We start from the raw sequence: 22,916 nt of genomic DNA on the forward strand, positions 1-22,916 counted from the left end.
CTTATGACAAGAAAAATTAACAATTAAGTATTTTTGTCATACCTTGATGTTGAGGAATCATTTTTGAGCATTAAGAGTTTTATTACATAAATTAAATTTACAGCAATTAAAAATACATCAATGAATATTTTAACAGAAAAATTTACCACACCATATTACGCAGCTCCTTTTGATCAGATCAGAAATGAAGATTATCTTCCTGCTTTTAAGGAATTGATTCAGAAATCGGAAGAAGAGATTGATGGTATCATAAGCAATCCTGAGGAACCGACTTTTGAAAACGTAATCGAAGCTTTGGCATACTCAGGAGAGCAGCTTGATGTGGTTTCCAATATATTTTTCAATTTGAATTCGGCAGAAACAAGTGATGAGATACAACAGATTGCTCAGGAGGTGTCACCAATCTTAACAGAGTATTCTTCAAAAATTTCTCAAAACGAAGCCCTTTTTAATAAAATTAAAAAAGTGTATGACGAAAAGGAAAAATACAACCTCAACGAAGAGCAGAAAATGCTTTTGAATGAAACGTACAAAGGTTTTGTGAGAAGCGGCGCTTTGTTAAATGACGAAAACAAAGAAAAATTAAAGAGAATCAATATGGATTTGTCTTTAAAGTCACTAAAGTTTGGGAAGAATGTTCTGGCTTCCACCAATAATTATTTTAAACATATCACCAACAAAGAGGATTTATCAGGAATTCCGGAAGCTATTCTTGAACAATTTGCAGAAGAAGCGAAAGAAAGAAATCTGGAAGGCTGGGTAGTTACTTTGCAATATCCAAGCTACATTCCGTTTATGACGTATGCTGAAAACCGTGAATTGAGAAAGGAAATTGCATTGGCAAACGGTAAAAAATCTTTTGATGGCGGTGAATTTGATAATCAGGATCTGATTAAAGAACTGTTGAATTTAAAACAGCAAAAAGCAGAATTATTAGGCTATAAAAACTACGCAGATTACGTTTTGGAGGAAAGAATGGCAAAATCACCAACAAAAGTTATTGATTTTCTGAACGAACTTTTAACCAAAGCAAAACCTTATGCAGAAAAAGAAATTGAAGAATTAAAATCTTTAGCAAAAGCCGATGGAATTGAAGAAATGCAAGGCTATGACCATGCTTTTTATGCCGAAAAACTTCGTAAAGCAAAATATGATCTTAATGATGAGGAATTAAAGCCGTACTTTCCGTTGAATCAGGTTCAGGATGCTGTTTTTGGATTGGCAAAACAACTCTTCGGATTAACATTTGAAGAAAGAAATGACATTCCAAAATATCATGATGAGGTAAAAGTATATGAGGTGAAAGAAGTCTTCGACTCCGCTCAGACTGACAATCAACAGTCATCAACCAGCTACAAAGCTCTGCTTTACGTAGATTATTTCCCGAGAAAAGGCAAAAGAGCCGGAGCTTGGATGACGAGCTACAAAAACCAGTATCAAAAAGACGGCGGAAATTCACGTCCACATATCTCTATTGTTTGTAATTTCAGCAAACCGACAAAAGATACTCCTAGTTTACTGACTTTTCAGGAAGTGACGACTTTATTCCATGAATTTGGTCATGCTCTTCACGGAATTCTGGCAAATACACAATATCCTACGCTTTCCGGAACTTCTGTGAAATGGGATTTTGTGGAATTGCCTTCTCAATTTCTGGAAAACTTCTGCTATGAACCTGAATTCCTGAAAACTTTTGCCAGACATTATAAAACAGGGGAAATTTTACCAGACGAAAAAATCGAAAAAATCGAGCAGTCAAAAAACTTTATGGAAGGATATCAGACCTTGAGACAGATTGGTTTCGGATTACTGGACATGAATTATCACACCAAAGCTGCAGAGCTGGAGAATAAGAGTGTGAAAGAGTTTGAGGATGATTATACCAAAGCAACGCAATTGTATTCTGCGAATCCTGAAACTGCGATGAGCCCGAGCTTTTCGCATATTTTTCAGGGAGGATATTCAGCAGGATATTATTCTTACAAATGGGCGGAAGTTCTGGATGCAGATGCTTTCCAGTATTTCAAGGAAAACGGAATTTTCAATCCTGAAATTGCTGCGAGATATAAGACTCTTCTTTCCTCCGGCGGAACCAAAGATCCGATGGAATTGTATAAAAACTTCAGAGGAAGCGAGCCGAAAGTGGAGAGTCTTCTGAAAAGAGCATTTGGGTAATATAAATTAAAGCTCCCTTCGCTTAAAGATCAAAGGGCTTTGAATTTTTCTTATGGTTAAATCCGTAATATGACATTGAAAGTGTAAATTGTATTTGCGAATGTTATATAAATTAGATTGACGCAATGCGTAAATTGGATATTAGCAGAAATACTATGAAACAAATCACACTAATTTTAACTTTACTTTATTCGGCAATAAATCTAAACGCTCAAAATATAAAATTTAGAGAAAGTATTGACAAAGATTCTTTGTTCAATACTACTGTTCTAAAACTACCTGTCGAAATGCGTGAAGATTTCACTAAAACATACAAAAGTGGAAATGAACAAGAAAAGGAATTTTTGCTGTTTATGATTTCAATGCCTGAAAGCAGTAAAAATGAACTAATAGAAAATTTTGAACAAAGAAAAGCAGAAATTCAAAGGTTGAAAACCGAATATCAAAAACTCGTTCCTAAAAATTACATAGTGGATATTGAATTTGAACCAGAAAGCAAAATTTTTACTGTTACAGAAGAAATAAGTATCAAAATCTACAAATTAAAAGACAAAACTGAAAAAGAAAACACAGATGATATTCAGAGAACTGACGGCTTAAAAGTCATATCTCAAAATTGGAATTTGAAACCAAATTCTAATGAACTCGAAAAAGTAATTAAATCAATTGGATGGACAAATCAAACTCTTGATAAAATTAAGAAACTTCTAAAAGAAGCAAATTGTATTTCAATACAGAATGGAAAAATTACAACAATAGGTTTTGCAAGAAGCGGAATGGGAAAGTATTCGTATAAAATTTTCGACAAGCCTCTTAACGAGAAAGAAAAAATAGAATATAACAATAATTGTGAATACATTTTTTACAAGGATAACACTGTTCTTGAATATGGTGGTGGTGCGATTGGTTCACAATGTTTTGAAAAAAAATAATAGTACTTCTGTTAACAAGGGGTTCGCAATAGTGGACAGAAAGCTATTAGTTCGCATTTTGTGATTCGATAGAAATTTGTATTTTAATTGAAAGTTTCGGCTTCGTTTTACCCACTTTCACCAAGCGCCGGAACATGAGGATGAAATTTATATAAAAATGCTACAAACAGAGACTAAAAAAGCAATTAAAGTAATTTCGGAAAAATATTTTCATCAAGTCAGTTTCGATTACGATGTATTAAAAATATTTAATGATATAAACCTAATTTCAATTAACCACATTAAAAAAAACGAATTTAAAATTAAATATAATTGCGAAGATTATTATGATTCTATTGTAATTGAAGAACCGGAAGTTTTTGACGTTTTAATAAATATTTTTGAGAGAGAAAAATTAGAGAAAGTTTCAAAAAGTAAAATGGAATTAATTACAATTGAGATTCTTTTAGAAGAAGAAGTAATACATTCAGCGAAAGACATTAAAAATTTCTTTGAATTTTACAATGGTATTAATCAAGATTACCTAAATGTAGGAGGAAATAGAGTTTTACAAGAGTATTATAAAGGATATTTAATTCTTAGAGATGATTTTAAATACAATTACAAATCGAATGTTATAAAAATAAATAATATTGCCTAACAGTTTATTAGCGAAAGACGGTATTGAATTCCACCATGGAGAACTTCGTGATATTTTTTTGCTTGGTTAGTTTTTAGTTGAAAATTATATCTAAACAAATTCGTGAAAAATAATATTCCCTGCAGTCTACAATTGCAGGGATTTTTTGTGGTTAAAACTTATGTGTTAAAAATTCGCTCAATTTTGTTTTAAATATTAACTTTGGCAATCTTTGAATTTTTAAATTCAAATTGTATTAAAAATGTATGTAATATGAAATTGAAGCACAGTCTGCTGGCTTTAGCAGTTCCTTTCGTAATGAATGCACAACAGGTAATGACACCCGAGATTCTTTGGACTTTAAAAAAAGTTGGAGTTCAGGCAGTTTCTCCGGATCATTCTTCGCTTATCTATAAAATCGGACAAACCGATTTGAAAACAGAAAAAAATAAAAACGAAAATTATTTTTTTAATATTCTTAATCATCAGTCGGCGAAAATCAATTTAGGAAAAAAATCTTTGATTCAGTGGGATAGAAACGGGCTTTACGCTCAGGAAGGAGAGATGATTTTTCTTTCAAAAGATAACGGAAAAACATGGACCGAGTTTTATACCATTGGTGAAGCTGATAATATTGTTATTTCTCCGGACGGAAAGAAAATAGCTTTCAGCAAACAGGTTCTGGTGGAAAAAGTAATGGGAAAAGACAAATATCCTGATACTCCAAAAACCACAGCACAAGTTTATACCGATTTGAATCACAGACACTGGGATTATTTTAATGAAGGAAAATACAATCATGTTTTCGTGGTTGATGTTTCTGCTAATGTAGATTCGGCAAAAGATTTACTGGAAGGTAAAATGTGGGATTCTCCGCAAAGACCTTTTGGGGGAGCAGAAGATTTTATTTTTAGCCCGGATTCTTCACAGCTTTTATATGTTACAAAACCAAAAAGCGGCAAAGAGTACTCAATAAGCACAAACACCGATATTTTTGCTTACGATTTAGCTTCAGGAACCACTAAAAACTTAACTGAATCTAATAAAGGATATGATGTTAATCCAAAGTTTAGTCCGGATGGGAAGTCTTTGGTATGGCAAAGTATGGAAAGAGAAGGTTACGAAGCAGATAAAAATGATATCAAACTGATGGACTGGAAATCTGGTAAAACTTCAAATCTCACAAAAAATTGGGATGAGAGTGTTACCGGCGACGTATTCTGGAGCGGAGATTCTAAATCAATTTATTTTACGGCGGCTTTTAGAGGTACTAAACAACTATTTTCTTTAGAGCCTAAAAATTCAAAAATTCAGCAGATTACAAAAGGTAATTTTGACATCAATGAAATTTTTGCTGACCAGAAAACTTCTTTGCTGGTTTCAAAAACAGACATCAATCATGCTTCAGAAATTTATTCCGTAAATCTAAAAAACGGAGAATTGAAGCAGATTACCGATGCAAACGGAGATACTTACGCAAAACTAGCTCAGGGAAAATCTGAGCTTAAAATGGTAAAAACTTCCGACGGAAAAGAAATGGGAGTGTGGTTTCACTATCCTCCGAATTTTGATCCGAATAAAAAATATCCAACGCTTGTTTATTGTCAGGGCGGGCCTCAATCTGCATTAACACAGTTCTTCAGCACAAGATGGAATTTTTCTTTAATGGCGGCAAACGGCTACATTATTGTTGCTCCCAACAGAAGAGGAATGCCGGGTTGGGGAACAAAATGGAATGAAGAAATCTCCAGAGACTGGGGCGGACAACCAATGAGAGATTATTTGGCAGCAACGGATTTTGCGAAAACTTTACCGTATGTTGACGGAGACAGAGTAGCGGCAGTAGGAGCGAGTTATGGTGGTTACAGCGTATTTATGTTGGCGGGAATTCATAACAACAGATTTAAAACATTCATCGCTCATGATGGGTTATTTGATATGAAATCATGGTATTTAACGACGGAAGAGCTTTGGTTTGCCAACTGGGATTTGGGTTCACCTTGGGAAAAACCGCTCTCCAAAGCTTACACAGAATTTAACCCAAGTAACTTCGTAGATAAATGGAATAAGCCAATTATGATTATTCAGGGTGGAATTGATTTCAGAGTCGGATATGAACAGGGGCAGGAAGCTTTTCAGGCAGCAAAACTGAAGGGTTTAAAATCTAAATTTGTGTATTTCCCTAACGAAAACCATTGGGTTCTGCATCCTCAAAACGGTTTGGTTTGGCAAAGAGAATTTTTTGGCTGGCTGAAAGAAACATTGTAAGTTTTAATCTCACATCCTGAATTCCCCTCCTTTGGAAATTGAGGGACGAGATTCGCCGAAACAAAAAATCAATTAATAATATTGAGGCACTGGTGGCAAAAATTTCAGGAAAATTTTTGACGGGATGGTGTCAATAGATGTAATAAATTGAAAGAAACGGGCTTTTTAGTCCGTTTTTTGTTTATACAATACAATACTCATTTGATTTATGCAAAACCGGATCTCATCATTTCCTCCAATTATAAACGCTGATTCTAAAATTTTAATTCTAGGATCAATTCCCGGTGTGAAATCTTTAGAAAAACAGCAATACTACGGTCATCCTCAAAACAAATTCTGGAAAATTATTTTCGAATTATTTAATGAAGAGTTTACAGAAGGTTATACTGAAAAAATTAATGTTTTAAAGAAACATCACATTGCACTATGGGATGTCATAGATTCCTGCGAGAGAAAAGGGAGCTTAGATTCTGAAATTAAGAACGAGGAAGCCAATCAGATCCCAGAACTTCTTCAAGAATATCCTAATATTCAAGCAATATTCTGTAACGGAGGCAAATCTTACAAAAATTTGCAAAAAATGCTTGGTAAAGATTCTATCATCCCGTTTTATTTACTTCCGTCAACAAGTCCGCTGCACACAATTTCTTTTGAAAAAAAATTAGAAGAATGGAAGAGGATATTAGAATTTGTTTAAAACCCCATTTATTCTTCAAAAACAAAAACTTGACAAACCCCTTCAAAATATCGTATATTTGCACCTCCAAAAATTACAGTCTGTAATTTTACATAATTTTTAAACCGTAATTTAAAAAATGAAGACATCCGATTTTAATTTCGACCTTCCTGCCGAATTATTGGCAGAACACCCTTCAGAGCACAGAGATGAAGCCAGATTAATGGTTCTAAACAGAAAAACAGAAACCATTGAGCATAAACTTTTTAAAGATGTAGTTGATTATTTCGATGAAAAAGATTTGTTCATTTTCAATAATACCAAAGTTTTTCCTGCCCGTCTTTACGGAAACAAAGAAAAGACTGGAGCAAAGATTGAAGTTTTTCTTTTAAGAGAATTAGATAAAGAGACTCGTGTTTGGGACGTTTTGGTAGATCCGGCGAGAAAAATCAGAATTGGAAACAAACTATTCTTTACCGAAGATGAATCTTTGGTAGCTGAGGTAATTGATAATACGACTTCAAGAGGAAGAACTTTAAGATTTTTATTTGATGGCTCTTACGAAGAATTCAGAGCTAAGTTGAAAGAGTTGGGAGAAACTCCGCTTCCTAAATACATCAAAAGAGAAGTTGAGCCGGAAGATGCAGAAAGATATCAGACTATTTATGCAAAAATTGAAGGAGCTGTAGCAGCACCGACTGCAGGTCTGCATTTCTCTAAACATTTGATGAAGAGACTGGAAATAAAAGGAGTTGATTTTGCTGAAATTACTCTTCACGTTGGGTTGGGAACATTTAATCCGATTGAGGTGGAAGATCTTTCTAAACACAAAATGGAATCTGAAGAAGTAATTATTGATGAGAAAAATGCTGAAATCATTAACAGGGCTGTACAGGAAAACAGAAGAGTCTGCGCTGTAGGAACTACAACAATGAGAGCTATTGAAACTTCTGTTTCTTCAAATAAAAAAATATCTGCATTCCAGGGTTGGACTAATAAATTTATTTATCCTCCACACGATTTTGGAATTGCTAATTCAATGATTACCAATTTCCATACGCCAAAATCTACTTTAATTATGATGATTGCTGCGTTTGCAGGAAAAGATTTTATCATGCATGCTTATGAAGAGGCCGTAAAAGAAAAATATAAATTCTACTCTTACGGAGACGCAATGCTTATTTTATAAGAACGGAAGCTGGAAGTTGGGTGCTGGAAGTTTACAATTCGGCGCCCAATTTTTCTTCCATCTTCTGACATCCAACATCCAACAACATAATGAAAGACATCAGAACTTTATCACTAGATCAGCTCAAAGATTACTTTGTTTCTTTGGGAGAAAAACCGTTTCGTGCGAAACAGGTGTATGACTGGTTATGGAGTAAAAATCTTCATTCGATTGATGAGATGACGAATCTTTCCAAACAGCTTCGTGATAAAATTGCTGAGGAATATACCATTAATCCTGTTTCAGTCGATTTACTGCAAAAAAGTACAGACGGAACTATAAAAAACGGTGTAAAACTTCACGATGGATTGTTGGTGGAATCTGTTTTGATTCCGACAGAAACCAGAACTACAGCATGTGTGTCTTCTCAGGTTGGTTGTTCTTTGAACTGCGAATTCTGTGCTACAGCAAGACTCAAAAGAATGAGAAATCTTGAAGTGGCCGAAATTGTTGATCAGGTGGCTTTGATCGACAGTCAGAGCAAAATGTATTTCGACAGACCGCTTTCCAATATTGTTTTCATGGGAATGGGTGAGCCGATGATGAATTACAAAAATGTGGTGGAAGCCATTAGAAAAATTACCCAGCCGGAAGGTTTGGGAATGTCACCCAGAAGAATTACCGTTTCTACTTCCGGAATTCCAAAGATGATCAAAATGTTGGCAGATGAAGGACTGAAGGTAAAGTTAGCGTTGTCTCTTCATTCAGCCATTGAATCTAAGCGGAATGAAATTATGCCTTTCTCTGATAAATTTCCATTAACGGAAATCATGGAGGCTTTACAGTATTGGTATAAGCTGACAGGCTCTGTTATTACCTTTGAATATTGTGTATGGAAGGGCATTAATGATGGTGATGAAGATATTAAAGCATTAATTAAATATTGCAGACAGGTTCCATCTAAAGTCAATTTAATTCAGTATAACCCTATCGGTGACGGAAAATACGATCAATGTAACAAGAAGGCAGAAGAAAACTATATCCGTCAGCTGGAAAATGCAGGAATTGTCTGTGTGGTAAGAAAAAGCCGTGGTGGAGATATTGATGCCGCATGCGGACAATTGGCGAATAAATCTGCAGAGGAATGACTTTCTTTTGGCTATGCTTGTTCTATATTAGTGTAGTTTTCATAATATTTTCATTTATATACTTTATTTACGATAAAATTAAAAAGAAAAACAGCTTAAAGAGTGCATTCTTTTTTCTAAGTTTTCCTTTTTTCTTTTTTGCTGAAAACAGACTTTGTCATTCAGTTGCTGATGAAATCTGTTCGGATTTGAAAACGAACCGTCTTAAATTGGAGAAAAATAATTTTATCACAATACCTGACCTTTTAACTTTAACAGTTTCTTCTCAAAAATATCATTTTGAGGGAAAAACGTATGGAGTTACTGTTTTACCTTCCGGTAATGATCTGATATTTAAGAAGGATCGTATTACAGGAGAATATTGGGTTTTCTACAATAAATACTATTTCAGCACAAAGAGAGCAGTAGGCTACATTCAATCAAAATAATATGATTTTGGCAAAGTCTGTGAAAATATTGAAACAGCTTGAGCCTTTCCAGATTCACTGATTAAATTTTTATTAAAAAAGTAAAAATTGTTTACGGTATTTCCATAAAATTTTACATTTGTATAAATAGCTAATAATGATAGATTTTTTTACGGGAGAAGACGGTTTGGAAAGTGTTTATGCTTGGTCAATTCCTATTCTTGTCACTGTGATTTTGGCTGAAATGATTTACAGTCATATTTCTGAAGCTAAATTATACAATAGAAAAGATACTGCAACCAGTGTCTGCCTTGCGTTGATGAATTTTGGTTTAGACCTTGTAATGAAGGTTTTTGCCATGGCAGTGATGTTTTTCTTTTATAATAGAAGTTTTTTTTCTTGGGAATTTACTATTTGGTATTGGCTCATTTGTTTTGTAGTGACTGATTTTGCCTACTATGTACTTCATTATGTAGATCATCATTCAAGAGCATTTTGGGCGGTTCATATTACTCATCACAATTCAGAATATTTCAATCTTACAACAGGGTTTAGAAGTCCTGTTTTACAGCCTTTATACAGGTATTTATATTTTTGTCCGTTAGCATTTCTGGGCTTTAATCCTTGGCATATTATGGTGGTGTATGCTGTTGGTCAGGTTTACGGAACTTGGGTTCATACACAGACGGTAAAAAGTTTGGGAATCTTAGAGTATATTTTGGTGACGCCTTCACATCATAGAGTTCATCACGCCTGCAATATAAAATATCTCGACAGAAATATGGGAATGTGCCTGATTGTTTGGGATAAAATATTTGGAACTTTTGAGAAAGAAGACCCTCAAACTCCTGTAAAATTCGGAATTTATCCTAAAATGCCCGACAACAAACCGGATACTGTTCTTTTATACGAATGGCGTAAAATCTGGAAAGATCTCAGGCAGCCGGGATTAAAGATTTCAGATAGAATTAATTACATTTTCAATGCTCCGGGATGGAGACATGACGGGAAAGGGAAGACGGTAAAGGAATATCAAAAAAAATATTATCACAAAACAACTTTAAAATAAAAGAGACTATTTTTTCAATAGTCTCTTTTTAGTTTCTTTTCGTTAATCTTACTGTGTTTTAAAGAAATTTCGGATTTGCAATTTTTTAAAAAGTAAAATTAATTGACTTAAAATGTTTAATATCAATTATTTATTTTAAAACATCTGCTTCAATCACGCTGTCTTCAAAGATCTTAATAAAAGCCTTTGTATAATCTTCTTTGGTAGCAAAATTAGGATTTTCCATAAATTTTTGCGGGTTTATCGCAAATAACGGAAACCATGTTGAGCTGATCTGAATCTGGATTTTATGCCCTTTTTTAAAGGTATGAACAACATCCTGTAATCTGAAATTAACGGCGGTTTTTTGGTTAGGAATCAGCGCTTCTGCTTTTTCACGAGAATGTCGGAATCTTGCAGGCATAATTTCACTTCTTACCATCTGATGGTAGTTTCCGTAAATAACGCCTTCTTTCTTTTCCGTTGGTTTAAAATCTTCAGGATATACATCAATCAGTTTCACTGCAAAGTCTGCGTCTGTTGAAGTAGAAGAAATATTGAGTTTTGCCATAATTTCTCCGGCAAAAGTGAGATCGTCTGTCAAAACATCAGTAGTAAAAGTAAGAACATCGGGTCTCCCTATAGCAAATCTTTGATCTTCAGACATATAATTTCGCGGTGTAAAGCCATTGAAATCTTTCAGATTGACTGAGCTTTGGACAGGGTTTTCCGGATCGCTGTAATATTCTGAAAATCCTGCTCCTGATTTGCTTTTTAATGTTTTCTCAGCCAAATAAAACTTTATTTTTTTCGATTCTTTTGGTGGATAAACTGAAAACTCACGCCATTCTTTCGCTCCGGTATCATACATTAAGGCTTCTGGTAAACCGACATCTTGTTTTGTATTTCCTTTCAGATAATGAGTGAAAAATTTTGTTTCGATATTTTTTTGATAATATGTTGCGATGCTGTCTCCGAAATAAATCTGATTATGGAAATGTTTTCCTTCTTCTCTGGACCATCCTCCGTGCGAAAAAGGTCCCATTACTATAGTGTTTTTCGCTTTCGGACTGGTTTTTTCAATGGTTTTATAGATATTCAGCGGTCCGGAAAGATCTTCTGCATCAAACCATCCTCCAATAGTCATTACAGCATGACTGATGTTTTTTAAATGTGGTAAAAGATTTCTTTTTTGCCAGTAATCATCGTAATTGGGGTGATTCATAATTTCTGTCATAAAGAAATTATTTTTGTAATATTTATCGTATCCGTCTTTTAAAGTCCCCATTTCTCTGTAAAATTTAAGACCGTCTTCAGAAGAAGTTTTAATCATTGAATCGGTATACCAAGCTTTATTTTCTGGTTTTGTTTTCTGAACTCCAAATACAGGAAAAGTTCTGAAATATCCCAGCATAAATCTGCCGTTATGAAGAAAGTCATCATTCCAGAAATCAGAAATTGGTGCCTGAGGTGAAGAAGCCACCAAAGCGGGATGCTGAGAAAGAGTTCCTACGGCTGTATAAAAACCAGGATATGATGTTCCGTACTGACCAACTTTCCCGTTATGATCTTTAATGTTTTTTAGAAGGTATTCTATAGTATCGTAAGTATCTGTACTTTCGTCAACATCTTTTTTAGATTTACGATCTACCTGTGGAGTCATATTGGTAAAATTTCCTTCACTCATGTATCTTCCTCTTACATCTTGAAAAACAAAAATATATTTGTCTTTCATAAGAAACTGATTGGGTCCCAGTTTCGTTTTGTATTCGTTTTCACCGTAAGGAGCAATGCTGTAACAAGTACGCTGCATTAAAAAAGGATACTTGTTTTTATTTGAAATATCTTTCGGAATATATACTGAAGTAAAAAGCTTAACCCCATCTCTCATGGGAATATAAAATTCCTTTTTTGTGAAATTATCTTTCACGAATGTATCAATTTGATTGTTTTTTGTCTGAGATTTGCCAAGAAACCAAAGAAAAATAAATAGAATGGAAAGATGAATCTTCATAAAATATTTCATAGATAATTTTATATTACTGTTAAGATTGCCGAAAAGGATAAATGGGAATTTAATGTAGAAATTTTCAACATTAAATAATATCTGATTTTACTGAACCTATTGTAAAAAAGGATTGTGTTTTTTTTCAAATCCAATAACGGTGGGATTTCCATGTCCGGAAAAAACCTTTGTTTCGTCATCTAAGACAAAAAGTTTAGATTTAATTCCATCAATCAGCTGTTCGTAATTTCCTTTATATAAATCTGTTCTGCCAATACTTCCTTCAAATAAAACATCTCCGGAAATCATAAATTTTTGATTTTCATTATGATAAACCACACTTCCCGGTGAATGTCCCGGAACGTGATACACTGCAAAAACTTCTCCGTCAAGTTCAATTTTCTGACCTTCTTTAATGTATTCAAGATCAACATTGATGTGATCAAGATCAATTCCGAATCTCATACCACTGATCTGAAACATATCAAGTACCTCTTTATCTTCTATATGCATATAAACAGGGACTTTATAAGTGTCAAAAGCCCATTGAAGTCCTAAAATATGATCAATATGGGCATGGGTAAGTAGAATTTTTTGAATTTTCAGTTCGTTATCCAAAACGAATTTTTCAAGGGACTGGGTTTCTTTTGCATTCATATTTCCCGGATCAATCAGCCATGCATTTTTATTATCATTATAAACAATATATGTATTTTCACTGGCAAAATTGAAAACGAAATTTTGGATATTTAGCATAATTTTTTATTTACAGCAAAAATAGAGACAATATAATTTTTATTAATGAAGTTTTATATAAATTTTCATTATATATAGTATTAGTCTTCTATAATAATTGTTTATTATAGAACCATGAAAATTACCATTTCTCCGTCAGATATTTCCAATATCGCTTCGGAACGTGCTGAATATGCAGTTTAGTGTTTTTCCTTTCTTTGATATTGGTTTTCGTGAAATAGCTTTGCCAGAGTATTTGGTATTTTTTTTCTTCGTCGTGAAATTTTTCCTGATATTGATTGAGATTTAGTTTTTCATCAGGATAAAAAAAATCGCAGTTTTCCAAATCATAGAACAATCCGTAATGTCTTCTCAAATCATAAATCATCCATTTTTGATCGGCATATCGGTCTTTGAAATGTTTTCTGATTAATGGTAATACATTGAAATCCGGATCAATTTTTGCGAAATAAATATCATCCTGAATTTTCTCAAATCTTACGAAAGCTGTCATTCTGTGTCTTTCCCGACTGACGGATTTGCAGATTTTGGCTATTTTCAGAATATCATCATTGGCAAAATTTTTCAGGACGTTATCGTTCGGGAATTTTACCGACTGTCTCACAACGGATAAAATAAGCTGTTCTAATTCATCATTCTCAGAAAGGTAAACCCGCAGCAAATCATTAATCCCCGATTTTCCGATACTCTCTTCAAGCTTTTTCAGAACCCTTTCGGATTTCTCCTGATGTGTGACAACCTCATGGATTTCCGCAAACATATTTTCCTGCACAAAACTTTCCCTGCTTCGGATTTCCACATCTTGATAACGATATTCAAAAACTTCAAATATTGCTGTGAAAAGTCCATCGAAACTGCCGTCGTATAATAATGTAATCATCTTACTTTTAATTGGAGTACTAAGACTCCGCTCAGTGTGACATTTGTAATTAATTATTTAATCTATGGATTGTCAGGCTGAGCGAAGCCAAAGTCTTTATATTTAAGGAATCATATATTAAAAATACTTTGGAACATCTCTGCTTCCGTGTAAAACTCTGACAATTCTAATAGACTTATTTAAAATTTTGTAGAAAATGACATAATTATCTTTTGGGAAACTGTACAAATCTTTTTTGATTTCATCTCGCTTTTTTCCTAATTGTAGGTTTAAAATCAAATTTTGAAAAATTTCTTCAATTTCCAAAAGGTATTTTTCGGCTTGCTCAAAACCAAACTCATCAGATGTATAATCAAAAATGTCTTCCAAATCTTTATCAGCAATTTTTGATAAAGCATAGAATTCTTTAGACATTACTATTTTTTTTCTTCTTGGCTTCTATGATATTTTTTACAGAGCGAGAACTCAATTCACTATTCCAACCTTTTTCTATTTCCGCTTTCAAATCCTGAATAACCCGATGACGATAAACTTCATGAAGCCGCAAAGCATCACGGACAACCTCACTTGCATTCTGAAAATCTCCGGATTCTATTTGATTTGAAATATATTCTTCTTGTTTTTTTGTGAAACTGACATTCATTATAAATCTTTTTTCGAAATTACAAATTATGTCTAAATTTAGCAAATTTGGACAATTAATTAAAAATAAAGTTGTAGAAAATTTTTTTCGGAATAATAAATTAGATCGTCTTTTTTTGCATTGTCAGGCTGATCGAAATTGAATCCTTAAAACAAAGTTAACTGCTGAGAAAACTGATTTTGAAATTTCGACTGACTTCCACCGATAATTAATTTTCTCAAATTCAAATCGGTTAAGTGTTTCAGGAATGGATTTCCATAAGTAAAATCAATAAAATATTTGGCGCGGTTTACCGCTGCTCCTAGTTTTTTAAGATGATCAATATTCAAAACCTGAAATTGTCTTGCGCTCACAATTTTTTGCGCAGTTTTCACCCCAATTCCTGGAATTCTGAGAATCATTTTATAATCGGCTGTTTGCAGATTAACGGGAAACTGGTCAAGATGTCGCAACGCCCAGCTTAATTTTGGATCCACTTCCAAATCCAGAAAAGGCATATTAAAATCCAGAATTTCATCCGCTTTAAAACCATAAAAACGCATTAGCCAATCCGATTGATACAAACGATTTTCCCGCAAAACAGGAACTTCTGCTGTGATTGCAGGCAAACGATTATCCACAGTCACAGGGATATAACCCGAATAATAAACCCGTTTCATTCCGTAGTTTTTGTAGAAATGATCGGCTACTTTAATGATCTGCAAATCGTTTTCATTCGTTGCGCCGACAATCATTTGAGTCGATTGACCGGCCGGAGCAAATTTTGGAACGCTTCGGATGATCTTTTTCTCGTCTTTATATTGCTGGATTCCTTTTTGCACGATTCGCATTGGTTGCAGCATATCTTCCCGGTTTTTGTCCGGTGCCAGTAATTTCAAACCAGATTCCGTCGGAATTTCAAGATTAACGGAAAGTCTGTCGGCATAAAGTGCCGCTTCATTCATCAAATCATCACTCGCTCCCGGAATGGATTTCAAGTGAATGTAACCGTTAAATTTATGTTCGGTTCTCAGTTTTTTTGCCACGCGAACCAAACGTTCCATCGTTGTATCTGCGTCTTTGAAAATTCCAGAACTCAGAAATAAACCTTCAATGTAATTCCGTCTGTAAAAACTGATGGTCAGATCAACGACTTCATCCACTGTAAAAGCTGCTCGTTTGATATCATTTGACTTTCTTGAAACACAGTAAATGCAGTCGTAAATGCAATGATTGGTCAAAAGGATTTTGAGAAGTGAAACACAACGTCCGTCTTCGGTATAAGTATGACAGATTCCGCTTGCTGAGCTGTCGCCCAAACCGCCGTTGTTTTTTCGTTTGCCACCGCTTGAAGAACACGAAACATCGTACTTGGCAGCGTCTGCAAGTATTTCAAGTTTTTCTTTGATGCGGTCGAAATTCATATTGATGGATTTGATTTGAATTAGAAATGGTCAAATTTAGTTCCAAAATTGATAAATATCAATCTTTTCCGATAGATGTTATCAACACTTTAAAGCGACAAATTTAGTATATTTACGCTCATTAAATTGATGTTATGAAATTGCGGAAGCAATTGCATACGATTTACTAAGAAAAAAACAAAACTCCATATGAATCATAAACCCGTAGAAGGTTTTTCTAAATTAACGAAACAAGGAAAAATCGATTGGCTTGTAAACGAGTATCTTGAAGGAAACGAAGAATATCAAAATATATTAAACCAATATTGGAACGAAAATACTGATTTACAGAAACTTCATGATGAATTTTCTGAAAACACGATTTCCAATTTTTATATGCCTTACGGAATCGCTCCCAATTTCCTGATTAATGGAAAATTATTGGCTCTTCCAATGGCTGTGGAGGAAAGTTCGGTAGTGGCAGCTGCTTCCAAAGCAGCAAAGTTTTGGTTGGACAAAGGCGGTTTTAAGACCACAATCATCAACACGGAAAAATTGGGTCACACCCATTTTATTCTGAAGACAGAACCGCACAAACTGCTTCATTTTTTCAATTTTAAACTGAAGAAAAAATTACTCGAAGCAACAGAAGACATCACCGCCAATATGAGAAAAAGAGGCGGCGGAATTCTAGATATTAAATTGATTGACAAAACCGCTGAATTGGAACATTATTTCCAGCTAAAGGCGAGTTTCGACACCGTAGATTCTATGGGAGCCAATTTCATCAATTCCTGTCTGGAGCAGTTTGGTAAAACCCTCAAAGAAGAAGTGGCGAATGAAGCGGAATTTTCTCAGAAAGAAAAGGATTCGCTTCAGATTGTGATGAATATTCTCTCCAACTACACGCCTGACTGTATTGTAAGAGCCGAAGTTTCTTGTAAAATTGAGGATTTGAAAGACGACAGCGGAATCTCTAACGAAGAATTTGCGTGGAAATTCAAACGTGCGGTGACGATTGCTGAGATTGAACCTTACAGAGCAACAACGCACAATAAAGGAATTATGAATGGAGTAGATGCAGTTGTGATTGCCACTGGAAATGATTTCCGGGCAACCGAAGCCTGTGCACACGCTTATGCAGCTAGAAATGGTAAATATTCTTCTCTGACACATTGTACAACAGATAACGGAATTTTCAGATTTTGGATCGACTTGCCAATTTCTGTAGGTGTTGTAGGTGGCTTGACGAATCTTCATCCTTTGGTGAAATTTTCTTTGGCTTTGCTTGGAAAACCTTCTGCGCAGGAGCTGATGAGCATTTTGGCAGTTTCCGGATTAGCGCAGAATTTTGGAGCGTTACGTTCTTTGGTTACAACAGGAATCCAGAAAGGACATATGAAAATGCACCTTTTCAATATTCTGAATCAGTTTAACGCAACGGAAGAGGAAAAGCAATATTTTGTGACTTACTTTAAAGATAAAACGGTGAGCCATCATGAGGTGATTTCGGAGTTGGAGAAATTAAGAAATAAGTAAAAAAATGTCATCTCAATGGAGTAAACAAATGAAGATTTTGCATTTATAGAGATTCTTCGACCTCACTTTGCTTCGCTCATAATGACGAAATTTAATATAAAATGAAAACAATAACACTTATCTTCGGAGCTGTTTACGGAATGTTATCAGTAATTTTGGGCGCTTTCGGAGCACACGCTTTAAAGAAAATATTATCTGTGGAAAGACTGGAAAGTTTTGAAACAGGTGTAAGATACCAAATGTACGCTGCATTCTTTTTACTTATTGCAGGCTACATTTTAAAATTTGAAACCAAAACTGAAAACTGGATTTCCTGGCTGATGATTTTCGGAACGATGCTTTTCTCTTTCAGTATTTATGGATTGAGTATGCAGGATTATTTCGGGATGAACCTGAAATTTCTCGGACCTGTCACTCCGCTTGGAGGATTATTGATGATCCTAAGCTGGACTTTGCTGATTTTCTATTTTGTGAAGATGAAAAGCTAAGGACAATTCTGTTTTTTGATTTCAATTGGTTAAAACTTCGGCGGCGGTAAAGCCACCGCCGAAGTTTTAACCAGAAAATATTTAATTAAATCTCTTCTAAAGGATTCCAAAAAATATTTTTGAAATTCTTAATTTTGAAATTCTCTATTTTTATACCCTCTTTTTCCAGTCTTAATTGAAATTCGGGAACTGAAAGTGTTCCGGATGACGAAATAACCCGGTGTGCTGGAACATCTTTAGGGCATCCTCCCATCGCTTTTCCTACGTGACGTGAATGGTTAGGAAAACCAACAGCTTTTGCAATAGCTCCGTAGCTTGTTACTCTGCCTTTTGGGATCAGTTTTGTGATTTCCCATACCTGTTTTTTGAATATTTCGTTCATAGTATTTATAGCATAATTTTTGGATTAAAATTATCATTTTAAGGAATTAACCTTAGTAAAATTATGACAATTTGATTAGATTATTTCAGCCTACTTTAAGTTTAAGTTTAAGTTGGAAAAAATAAAAATATGAAATCAGCATGATTTAGAATATAATTTTAAAGAACAATAAAAATCTACTTATGAAGAAATCCGTTTTTAAAATTTTAAATAAAATCAACAAAGCTATTCTGCCAAAGCTTAGTGATAAGGATCCTGCGAAATTAACCAAAATTCAGAAGGGAATATTAGCTTACCGATATTTTGTGTTGATTAATTCGTTGGATTGACCAGATAAGAAATTTTGTTTGATTTACAGATTGCAAAATCAAAATACAAATTACGTATCTTTGTAAAATGATACGTATTACAAAAATTTTTACATTCGAAACCGCTCATGTTCTCTACAATTATGATGGTAAATGTAAAAATATGCACGGACATTCCTATAAACTTTTCGTAACGGTAAAAGGAAAGCCTGTTAACGATCTTGATCATCCGAAAAATGGTATGGTAGTAGATTTTGGTGATATCAAAACAATTGTAAAATCTGAAATTGTAGATGTTTGGGATCATGCTGTACTCATCAACGGATTGTCTCCTCATAAACAATTGGGCGAGGATCTTGAAGAAAAAGGTCATAAAGTTATTTACTGTACTTTCCAGCCAACATGTGAAAATATGTTATACGCTATTGCCGCCAAAATAAAATCTAAACTTCCGGAAGGAATTTCTCTTGCCTATCTTAAACTTCACGAAACCGAAAACTCCTACGGAGAATGGTTTGCTGAAGACAACTAATATGAAAAGATCTTAAACATTAAGTCGTGCTTAAAACAACCATTCATTTAGAGCCCGGAAAAAAAGTATATTTTGCTTCTGATCAGCATTTTGGAGCTCCTAATCCTAAAGAAAGTAAAATTCGTGAAGAAAAGTTTATCCGTTGGATGAACGAAATTAAAAACGATGCGCAGGTTTTGTTTCTAATGGGTGATTTGTTTGATTTCTGGCATGAGTGGAATCACGTAATTCCTAAAGGTTATGTGCGTGTCTTAGGAAAAATTGCTGAACTGAAAGATAGTGGAATTCAGATTTATTTTTTTGTCGGAAATCACGATTTGTGGATGAAAGATTATCTTGAGGATGAGATAGGCTGTACCGTTTTCTACACAAAGCAGTATTTTGAGATGGGCGGAAAGCAGTTTTTGCTGGCTCACGGAGATGGTTTAGGACCAGGAGATAAAGGCTACAAAAGGATGAAAAAAATTTTCACCAATCCTGTTGCTCAATGGTTTTTCAGATGGCTGCATCCGGATATTGCAATGAAAATTGCTTTATATCTGTCACAGAAAAATAAAATGATTTCTGGTGAAGAAGACAAGTCGTTTTTGGGAGAGGATAAGGAGTTCTTAATTATCTATTCTAAGAAGAAGCTTGAAAAAGAAAATATCAATTATTTTATCTACGGACATCGCCATCTACCTATGGTTTTAGAATTGGAAAAAAACTCAAAATACATCAATTTGGGTGACTGGATTTCTTATTTCACCTATGGCGTTTTTGAAAATGAATTTGAACTGAAAACTTTCGAGACTGTAAAATAAAAAATTACCCCTAAAAGAGGTAATTCTTAATAAGGGCTATGAACCCCTTATTATTAATCCATATTCTGGTACGAATATACACAAAATATCTAACCAAAAAATTTTTTACTTCTTAAAGTGTGAATTATTTTTAATTGAAAAATGTAATTGACTCAAAATGAGTGATTAAATTTTAATAAAAGCAGTGAATTAAGTTGAAAAATATATTTAATATAAAAAACGAACAGGATTTTTTGGAGGCTTCTTTGTCGGTTTTTAAATTTCAGTATCATCATATAGAAGTTTACAAAAAATTTGTAGATTATCTCAATATTGATCCTGAGAGTATTGTTTCTTTAGATAAGATTCCGTTTCTGCCTATAGAAATGTTTAAAAATCATAAAGTTCTCAATAAAAATATTGGTTCTGATCTGTATTTTCAAAGTTCGGGAACTACCATGATGAATCTTTCTAAGCATTATATTGCTGATGAGAGTATTTATCAGGAAAGTATTGTAAAAAGTTTTGAGCAATTTATAGGCAAACCGGAAGATTTTATTTTCCTCGGACTTTTGCCCAGTTATCTGGAACGCAAAAATTCTTCACTTATATATATGGTAGATTATCTGATGAAGAAGTCAGGTAAAAATGAAAATGGATATTTTTTGTACAATCATGAAGATTTGTTTCGTCTCTTAAACTTGCTGAAAGATAAAAAAGTAATTCTTTTCGGAGTGTCTTTTGCACTGCTGGATTTTTTGGATTATTGTCAAACAAACAGTCAGAGCCTTCAATATTCTGAGACTCTCACTGTAATTGAAACAGGGGGCATGAAAGGAAGAAAGGAAGAAATGACAAAAGATGAATTGCTGAAAATTCTGCAACATGGTTTTGGAACCGATAAGATATATTCTGAGTATTCTATGACAGAACTGCTTTCTCAGGCATATTCTTTGGGGAATAATGAATACCAATGTCCCGGCTGGATGAAAATTTTGATCAGAAATACAGAAGATCCTTTCAGTTATGAAAAGGAGGGAAGAACAGGAGCAATTAATATTATTGATTTGGCAAATATTCATTCCTGTTCATTCATTGCAACCCAAGATTTAGGTAAGATAACAGAAGATAAATTTCAGGTACTGGGAAGAATAGATCATTCCGACATTCGCGGATGCAGTCTGCTCGTAAGTTGATGGTTGTATCATATAAATTAAACAGTGTTAAAAATAGAAGAACTGGTTCATGCATTCATTCATTCTCAATGTGATTTTGAGAACGAAATTGTGCTTACCAATCATTTCCAGGCAGATTGGGAAGCAGATATTCTGATCATCAACTCTGAAGGTTTTAGCCATGAAATTGAAATAAAACTTTCTAAAAGTGATTTTAAAAATGATTTTAAAAAATCTTACACTAATAATTCCACAGGAGAAAAATATCTGAAACATGACAAAATATGCTGTGGTGATTATATTTGCAACTCATTCAGCTTTTTGCTTCCGATGGGAATGATAGAGCATTCTTTAATACCTCAACATTGCGGAATCATTGAATTTTACCACAATGTAGATTCATGGGAAACAGAATTTTACGAAATCCGTAAAGCACCAAAAGTGCATGATGACTCTTACTGGAAGCTTACAGATAAAGATTTATTCATCAGAAAAATAGCACTGAATCTTCTTTACCGTAAAATGGAAATCAAAGGAAAACATGAAGAACTTATTTTTAAAAATCCTTTTGATTTAAAAAACAGAAAATAAAAAAACCTGCTTCAATTAAACATGAAGCAGGTTTTTTTAAGAAAATGATTGATATATTACACTGTAGGTTCAGGTTTTTCAATCAGTATATTGTAAGTGAAAGCTGCCGAAATACCTCCCAAAACAGGAGCTGCAACAAATAACCAAAGCTGTGAAAGTGCTTCTCCGCCGGCAAAAATTGCAGGGCCAATACTTCTTGCAGGATTTACAGAAACTCCTGTTATTTTTATCCCTACAATATGGATGAGAACCAGAGAAAATCCTATTGCTAAGCCGGCAAATCCGCCATTGATATTTTTTGTTGAGGTAGATCCTAAAATAACCATCAAAAAGATAAAGGTAAATACAAACTCTGCCACAAACGCTGCAGTCATATTATAGGCATCCAGATACCCTGTTCCCCAGCCATTAGAGCCCAATGCCCATTCTCCCATTACCGCACCGGGATGATTGGTAAAAATTACATAAAGCACTCCGGCTCCGATTATTGCTCCTAAAATTTGTGCAATAATGTAAAGTAATGCCTCATCTAGCTTCATTCTTCCTGCTGCGACCATCGCTATCGAAATTGCTGGATTGATGTGGCATCCTGAGATATGTCCTATAGCATAAGCCATAGCTACAACACTTAAACCAAATGCAAAAGATATTCCTAGGAGTCCTACCCCTGTTGTGCCGTCTGCTCCAGCAATTACTGCACTTCCGCAGCCCATGAGAACAAGTACCATTGTGCCGATCATTTCGGCTACAAATTTTGATGTTTTTGAAATCATTTTAATGTTTTTTAAATTATTAATCGCTAATGTACAAAAATTAATTATTTAATAATTATGATTAATTGATGAATTTAATGATTCTAATTGGTATATATTTTATTTAAAATTTAAAAAACATGAGTTTTTTATTAAATTTATTTATTATCATGTGTGCATGGGTGGTGGATAATTTTAACATAATAGATTATGATTTTGAAATATGTATTTATCAAAATATTTTCAAAATAATGTTCATC

The 22,916-nt window shown here is 34.0% G+C and carries 24 protein-coding genes; 16 read left to right on the forward strand and 8 right to left on the reverse strand.

What is annotated here, in order from left to right; all coding sequences use genetic code 11:
* The first annotated feature begins 120 nt into the window (after positions 1–120).
* The 9 genes from FOL89_RS01630 (at position 121) to FOL89_RS01670 (ending at position 10,462) form a co-directional block, all read left to right on the forward strand.
* Entirely contained in the window at positions 121–2,175 is a 2,055-nt protein-coding gene (locus FOL89_RS01630) for a M3 family metallopeptidase (protein ID WP_144281101.1), read from the forward strand.
* A gap of 155 nt (positions 2,176–2,330) precedes the next feature.
* Positions 2,331–3,107: a hypothetical protein gene (locus FOL89_RS01635; protein ID WP_144281102.1), complete on the forward strand. Its 777-nt coding sequence runs from the start codon at positions 2,331–2,333 to the stop codon at positions 3,105–3,107.
* A 157-nt stretch (positions 3,108–3,264) separates the two neighbouring features.
* On the forward strand, positions 3,265–3,747 hold the full coding sequence (locus FOL89_RS01640) for a hypothetical protein (protein WP_144281103.1): 483 nt from the start codon (positions 3,265–3,267) through the stop codon (positions 3,745–3,747).
* Between the two features lie 252 nt (positions 3,748–3,999).
* Complete coding sequence (locus FOL89_RS01645) at positions 4,000–5,994, forward strand: S9 family peptidase (protein WP_144281104.1); 1,995 nt, start codon at positions 4,000–4,002, stop codon at positions 5,992–5,994.
* Positions 5,995–6,202: 208 nt separating this feature from the next.
* On the forward strand, positions 6,203–6,691 hold the full coding sequence (locus FOL89_RS01650; RefSeq protein WP_144281105.1) for a DNA-deoxyinosine glycosylase: 489 nt from the start codon (positions 6,203–6,205) through the stop codon (positions 6,689–6,691).
* Positions 6,692–6,809: 118 nt separating this feature from the next.
* Entirely contained in the window at positions 6,810–7,859 is a 1,050-nt protein-coding gene (gene queA / locus FOL89_RS01655; protein ID WP_144281106.1) for a tRNA preQ1(34) S-adenosylmethionine ribosyltransferase-isomerase QueA, read from the forward strand.
* An 89-nt stretch (positions 7,860–7,948) separates the two neighbouring features.
* The gene (gene rlmN, locus FOL89_RS01660) at positions 7,949–8,986 is read left to right on the forward strand and encodes a 23S rRNA (adenine(2503)-C(2))-methyltransferase RlmN (protein WP_144281107.1); all 1,038 of its coding nucleotides are present in this window, start codon (positions 7,949–7,951) and stop codon (positions 8,984–8,986) included.
* A 188-nt stretch (positions 8,987–9,174) separates the two neighbouring features.
* Positions 9,175–9,414, forward strand: coding sequence for a hypothetical protein (locus tag FOL89_RS01665; RefSeq protein ID WP_144281108.1), 240 nt, complete (start codon positions 9,175–9,177; stop codon positions 9,412–9,414).
* Positions 9,415–9,550: 136 nt separating this feature from the next.
* Entirely contained in the window at positions 9,551–10,462 is a 912-nt protein-coding gene (locus FOL89_RS01670; RefSeq protein ID WP_144281109.1) for a sterol desaturase family protein, read from the forward strand.
* Between the two features lie 130 nt (positions 10,463–10,592).
* On the opposite strand, the gene FOL89_RS01675 is transcribed toward FOL89_RS01670, so the two are convergent.
* The 6 genes from FOL89_RS01675 to FOL89_RS01700 form a co-directional block, all read right to left on the reverse strand.
* A complete protein-coding gene (locus tag FOL89_RS01675; protein WP_144281110.1) occupies positions 10,593–12,455 on the reverse strand; it encodes a CocE/NonD family hydrolase in 1,863 nt (620 codons plus the stop codon).
* Positions 12,456–12,563: 108 nt separating this feature from the next.
* Positions 12,564–13,202, reverse strand: coding sequence for an MBL fold metallo-hydrolase (locus tag FOL89_RS01680; protein ID WP_144281111.1), 639 nt, complete (start codon positions 13,200–13,202; stop codon positions 12,564–12,566).
* Between the two features lie 121 nt (positions 13,203–13,323).
* Positions 13,324–14,082, reverse strand: a complete 759-nt coding sequence (locus FOL89_RS01685; RefSeq protein WP_144281112.1) for a TIGR03915 family putative DNA repair protein — start codon at positions 14,080–14,082, stop codon at positions 13,324–13,326.
* A gap of 117 nt (positions 14,083–14,199) precedes the next feature.
* Entirely contained in the window at positions 14,200–14,496 is a 297-nt protein-coding gene (locus tag FOL89_RS01690) for a type II toxin-antitoxin system RelE/ParE family toxin (protein WP_144281113.1), read from the reverse strand.
* Positions 14,489–14,725 (reverse strand): type II toxin-antitoxin system ParD family antitoxin, encoded by a 237-nt coding sequence (locus FOL89_RS01695; protein WP_144281114.1) that lies wholly within the window; start codon positions 14,723–14,725, stop codon positions 14,489–14,491. Before FOL89_RS01695 ends, FOL89_RS01690 begins: the two co-directional genes overlap by 8 nt.
* 146 nt (positions 14,726–14,871) lie before the next feature.
* The gene (locus tag FOL89_RS01700) at positions 14,872–16,128 is read right to left on the reverse strand and encodes a putative DNA modification/repair radical SAM protein (protein WP_144281115.1); all 1,257 of its coding nucleotides are present in this window, start codon (positions 16,126–16,128) and stop codon (positions 14,872–14,874) included.
* 189 nt (positions 16,129–16,317) lie between these two features.
* Here FOL89_RS01700 and FOL89_RS01705 point away from each other — a divergent pair, with 189 nt between their 5' ends.
* Together FOL89_RS01705 and FOL89_RS01710 are read left to right on the forward strand one after the other, a co-directional pair.
* Entirely contained in the window at positions 16,318–17,646 is a 1,329-nt protein-coding gene (locus tag FOL89_RS01705) for a hydroxymethylglutaryl-CoA reductase, degradative (protein ID WP_144281116.1), read from the forward strand.
* Positions 17,647–17,747: 101 nt separating this feature from the next.
* Positions 17,748–18,134, forward strand: a complete 387-nt coding sequence (locus FOL89_RS01710; RefSeq protein ID WP_144281117.1) for a DUF423 domain-containing protein — start codon at positions 17,748–17,750, stop codon at positions 18,132–18,134.
* 85 nt (positions 18,135–18,219) lie between these two features.
* Here FOL89_RS01710 and FOL89_RS01715 read toward each other — a convergent pair whose 3' ends face one another.
* Complete coding sequence (locus FOL89_RS01715) at positions 18,220–18,516, reverse strand: MGMT family protein (RefSeq protein WP_144281118.1); 297 nt, start codon at positions 18,514–18,516, stop codon at positions 18,220–18,222.
* A gap of 182 nt (positions 18,517–18,698) precedes the next feature.
* On the opposite strand from FOL89_RS01715, the gene FOL89_RS17475 reads away from it, so the two are divergent.
* The 5 genes from FOL89_RS17475 (at position 18,699) to FOL89_RS01735 (ending at position 21,904) form a co-directional block, all read left to right on the forward strand.
* Positions 18,699–18,845 carry a hypothetical protein gene (locus FOL89_RS17475; protein WP_185146885.1) on the forward strand — a complete coding sequence of 49 codons (147 nt, stop codon included), beginning with the start codon at positions 18,699–18,701 and terminating at the stop codon, positions 18,843–18,845.
* Positions 18,846–18,912: 67 nt separating this feature from the next.
* On the forward strand, positions 18,913–19,356 hold the full coding sequence (gene queD / locus FOL89_RS01720; RefSeq protein WP_144281119.1) for a 6-carboxytetrahydropterin synthase QueD: 444 nt from the start codon (positions 18,913–18,915) through the stop codon (positions 19,354–19,356).
* Between the two features lie 26 nt (positions 19,357–19,382).
* Positions 19,383–20,159 carry a UDP-2,3-diacylglucosamine diphosphatase gene (locus tag FOL89_RS01725; protein WP_144281120.1) on the forward strand — a complete coding sequence of 259 codons (777 nt, stop codon included), beginning with the start codon at positions 19,383–19,385 and terminating at the stop codon, positions 20,157–20,159.
* Between the two features lie 194 nt (positions 20,160–20,353).
* Positions 20,354–21,334 carry a LuxE/PaaK family acyltransferase gene (locus tag FOL89_RS01730; protein ID WP_144281121.1) on the forward strand — a complete coding sequence of 327 codons (981 nt, stop codon included), beginning with the start codon at positions 20,354–20,356 and terminating at the stop codon, positions 21,332–21,334.
* A 24-nt stretch (positions 21,335–21,358) separates the two neighbouring features.
* Positions 21,359–21,904: a hypothetical protein gene (locus FOL89_RS01735; RefSeq protein WP_144281122.1), complete on the forward strand. Its 546-nt coding sequence runs from the start codon at positions 21,359–21,361 to the stop codon at positions 21,902–21,904.
* A gap of 56 nt (positions 21,905–21,960) precedes the next feature.
* Here the strand turns inward: FOL89_RS01735 and aqpZ are convergent, their stop codons facing one another.
* Entirely contained in the window at positions 21,961–22,677 is a 717-nt protein-coding gene (aqpZ, locus tag FOL89_RS01740) for an aquaporin Z (RefSeq protein ID WP_144281123.1), read from the reverse strand.
* Between the last annotated feature and the right edge of the window lie 239 nt (positions 22,678–22,916).

Origin of the sequence: Chryseobacterium echinoideorum, assembly GCF_007474535.1 — a bacterium.
Lineage (GTDB): Bacteria > Bacteroidota > Bacteroidia > Flavobacteriales > Weeksellaceae > Chryseobacterium > Chryseobacterium echinoideorum.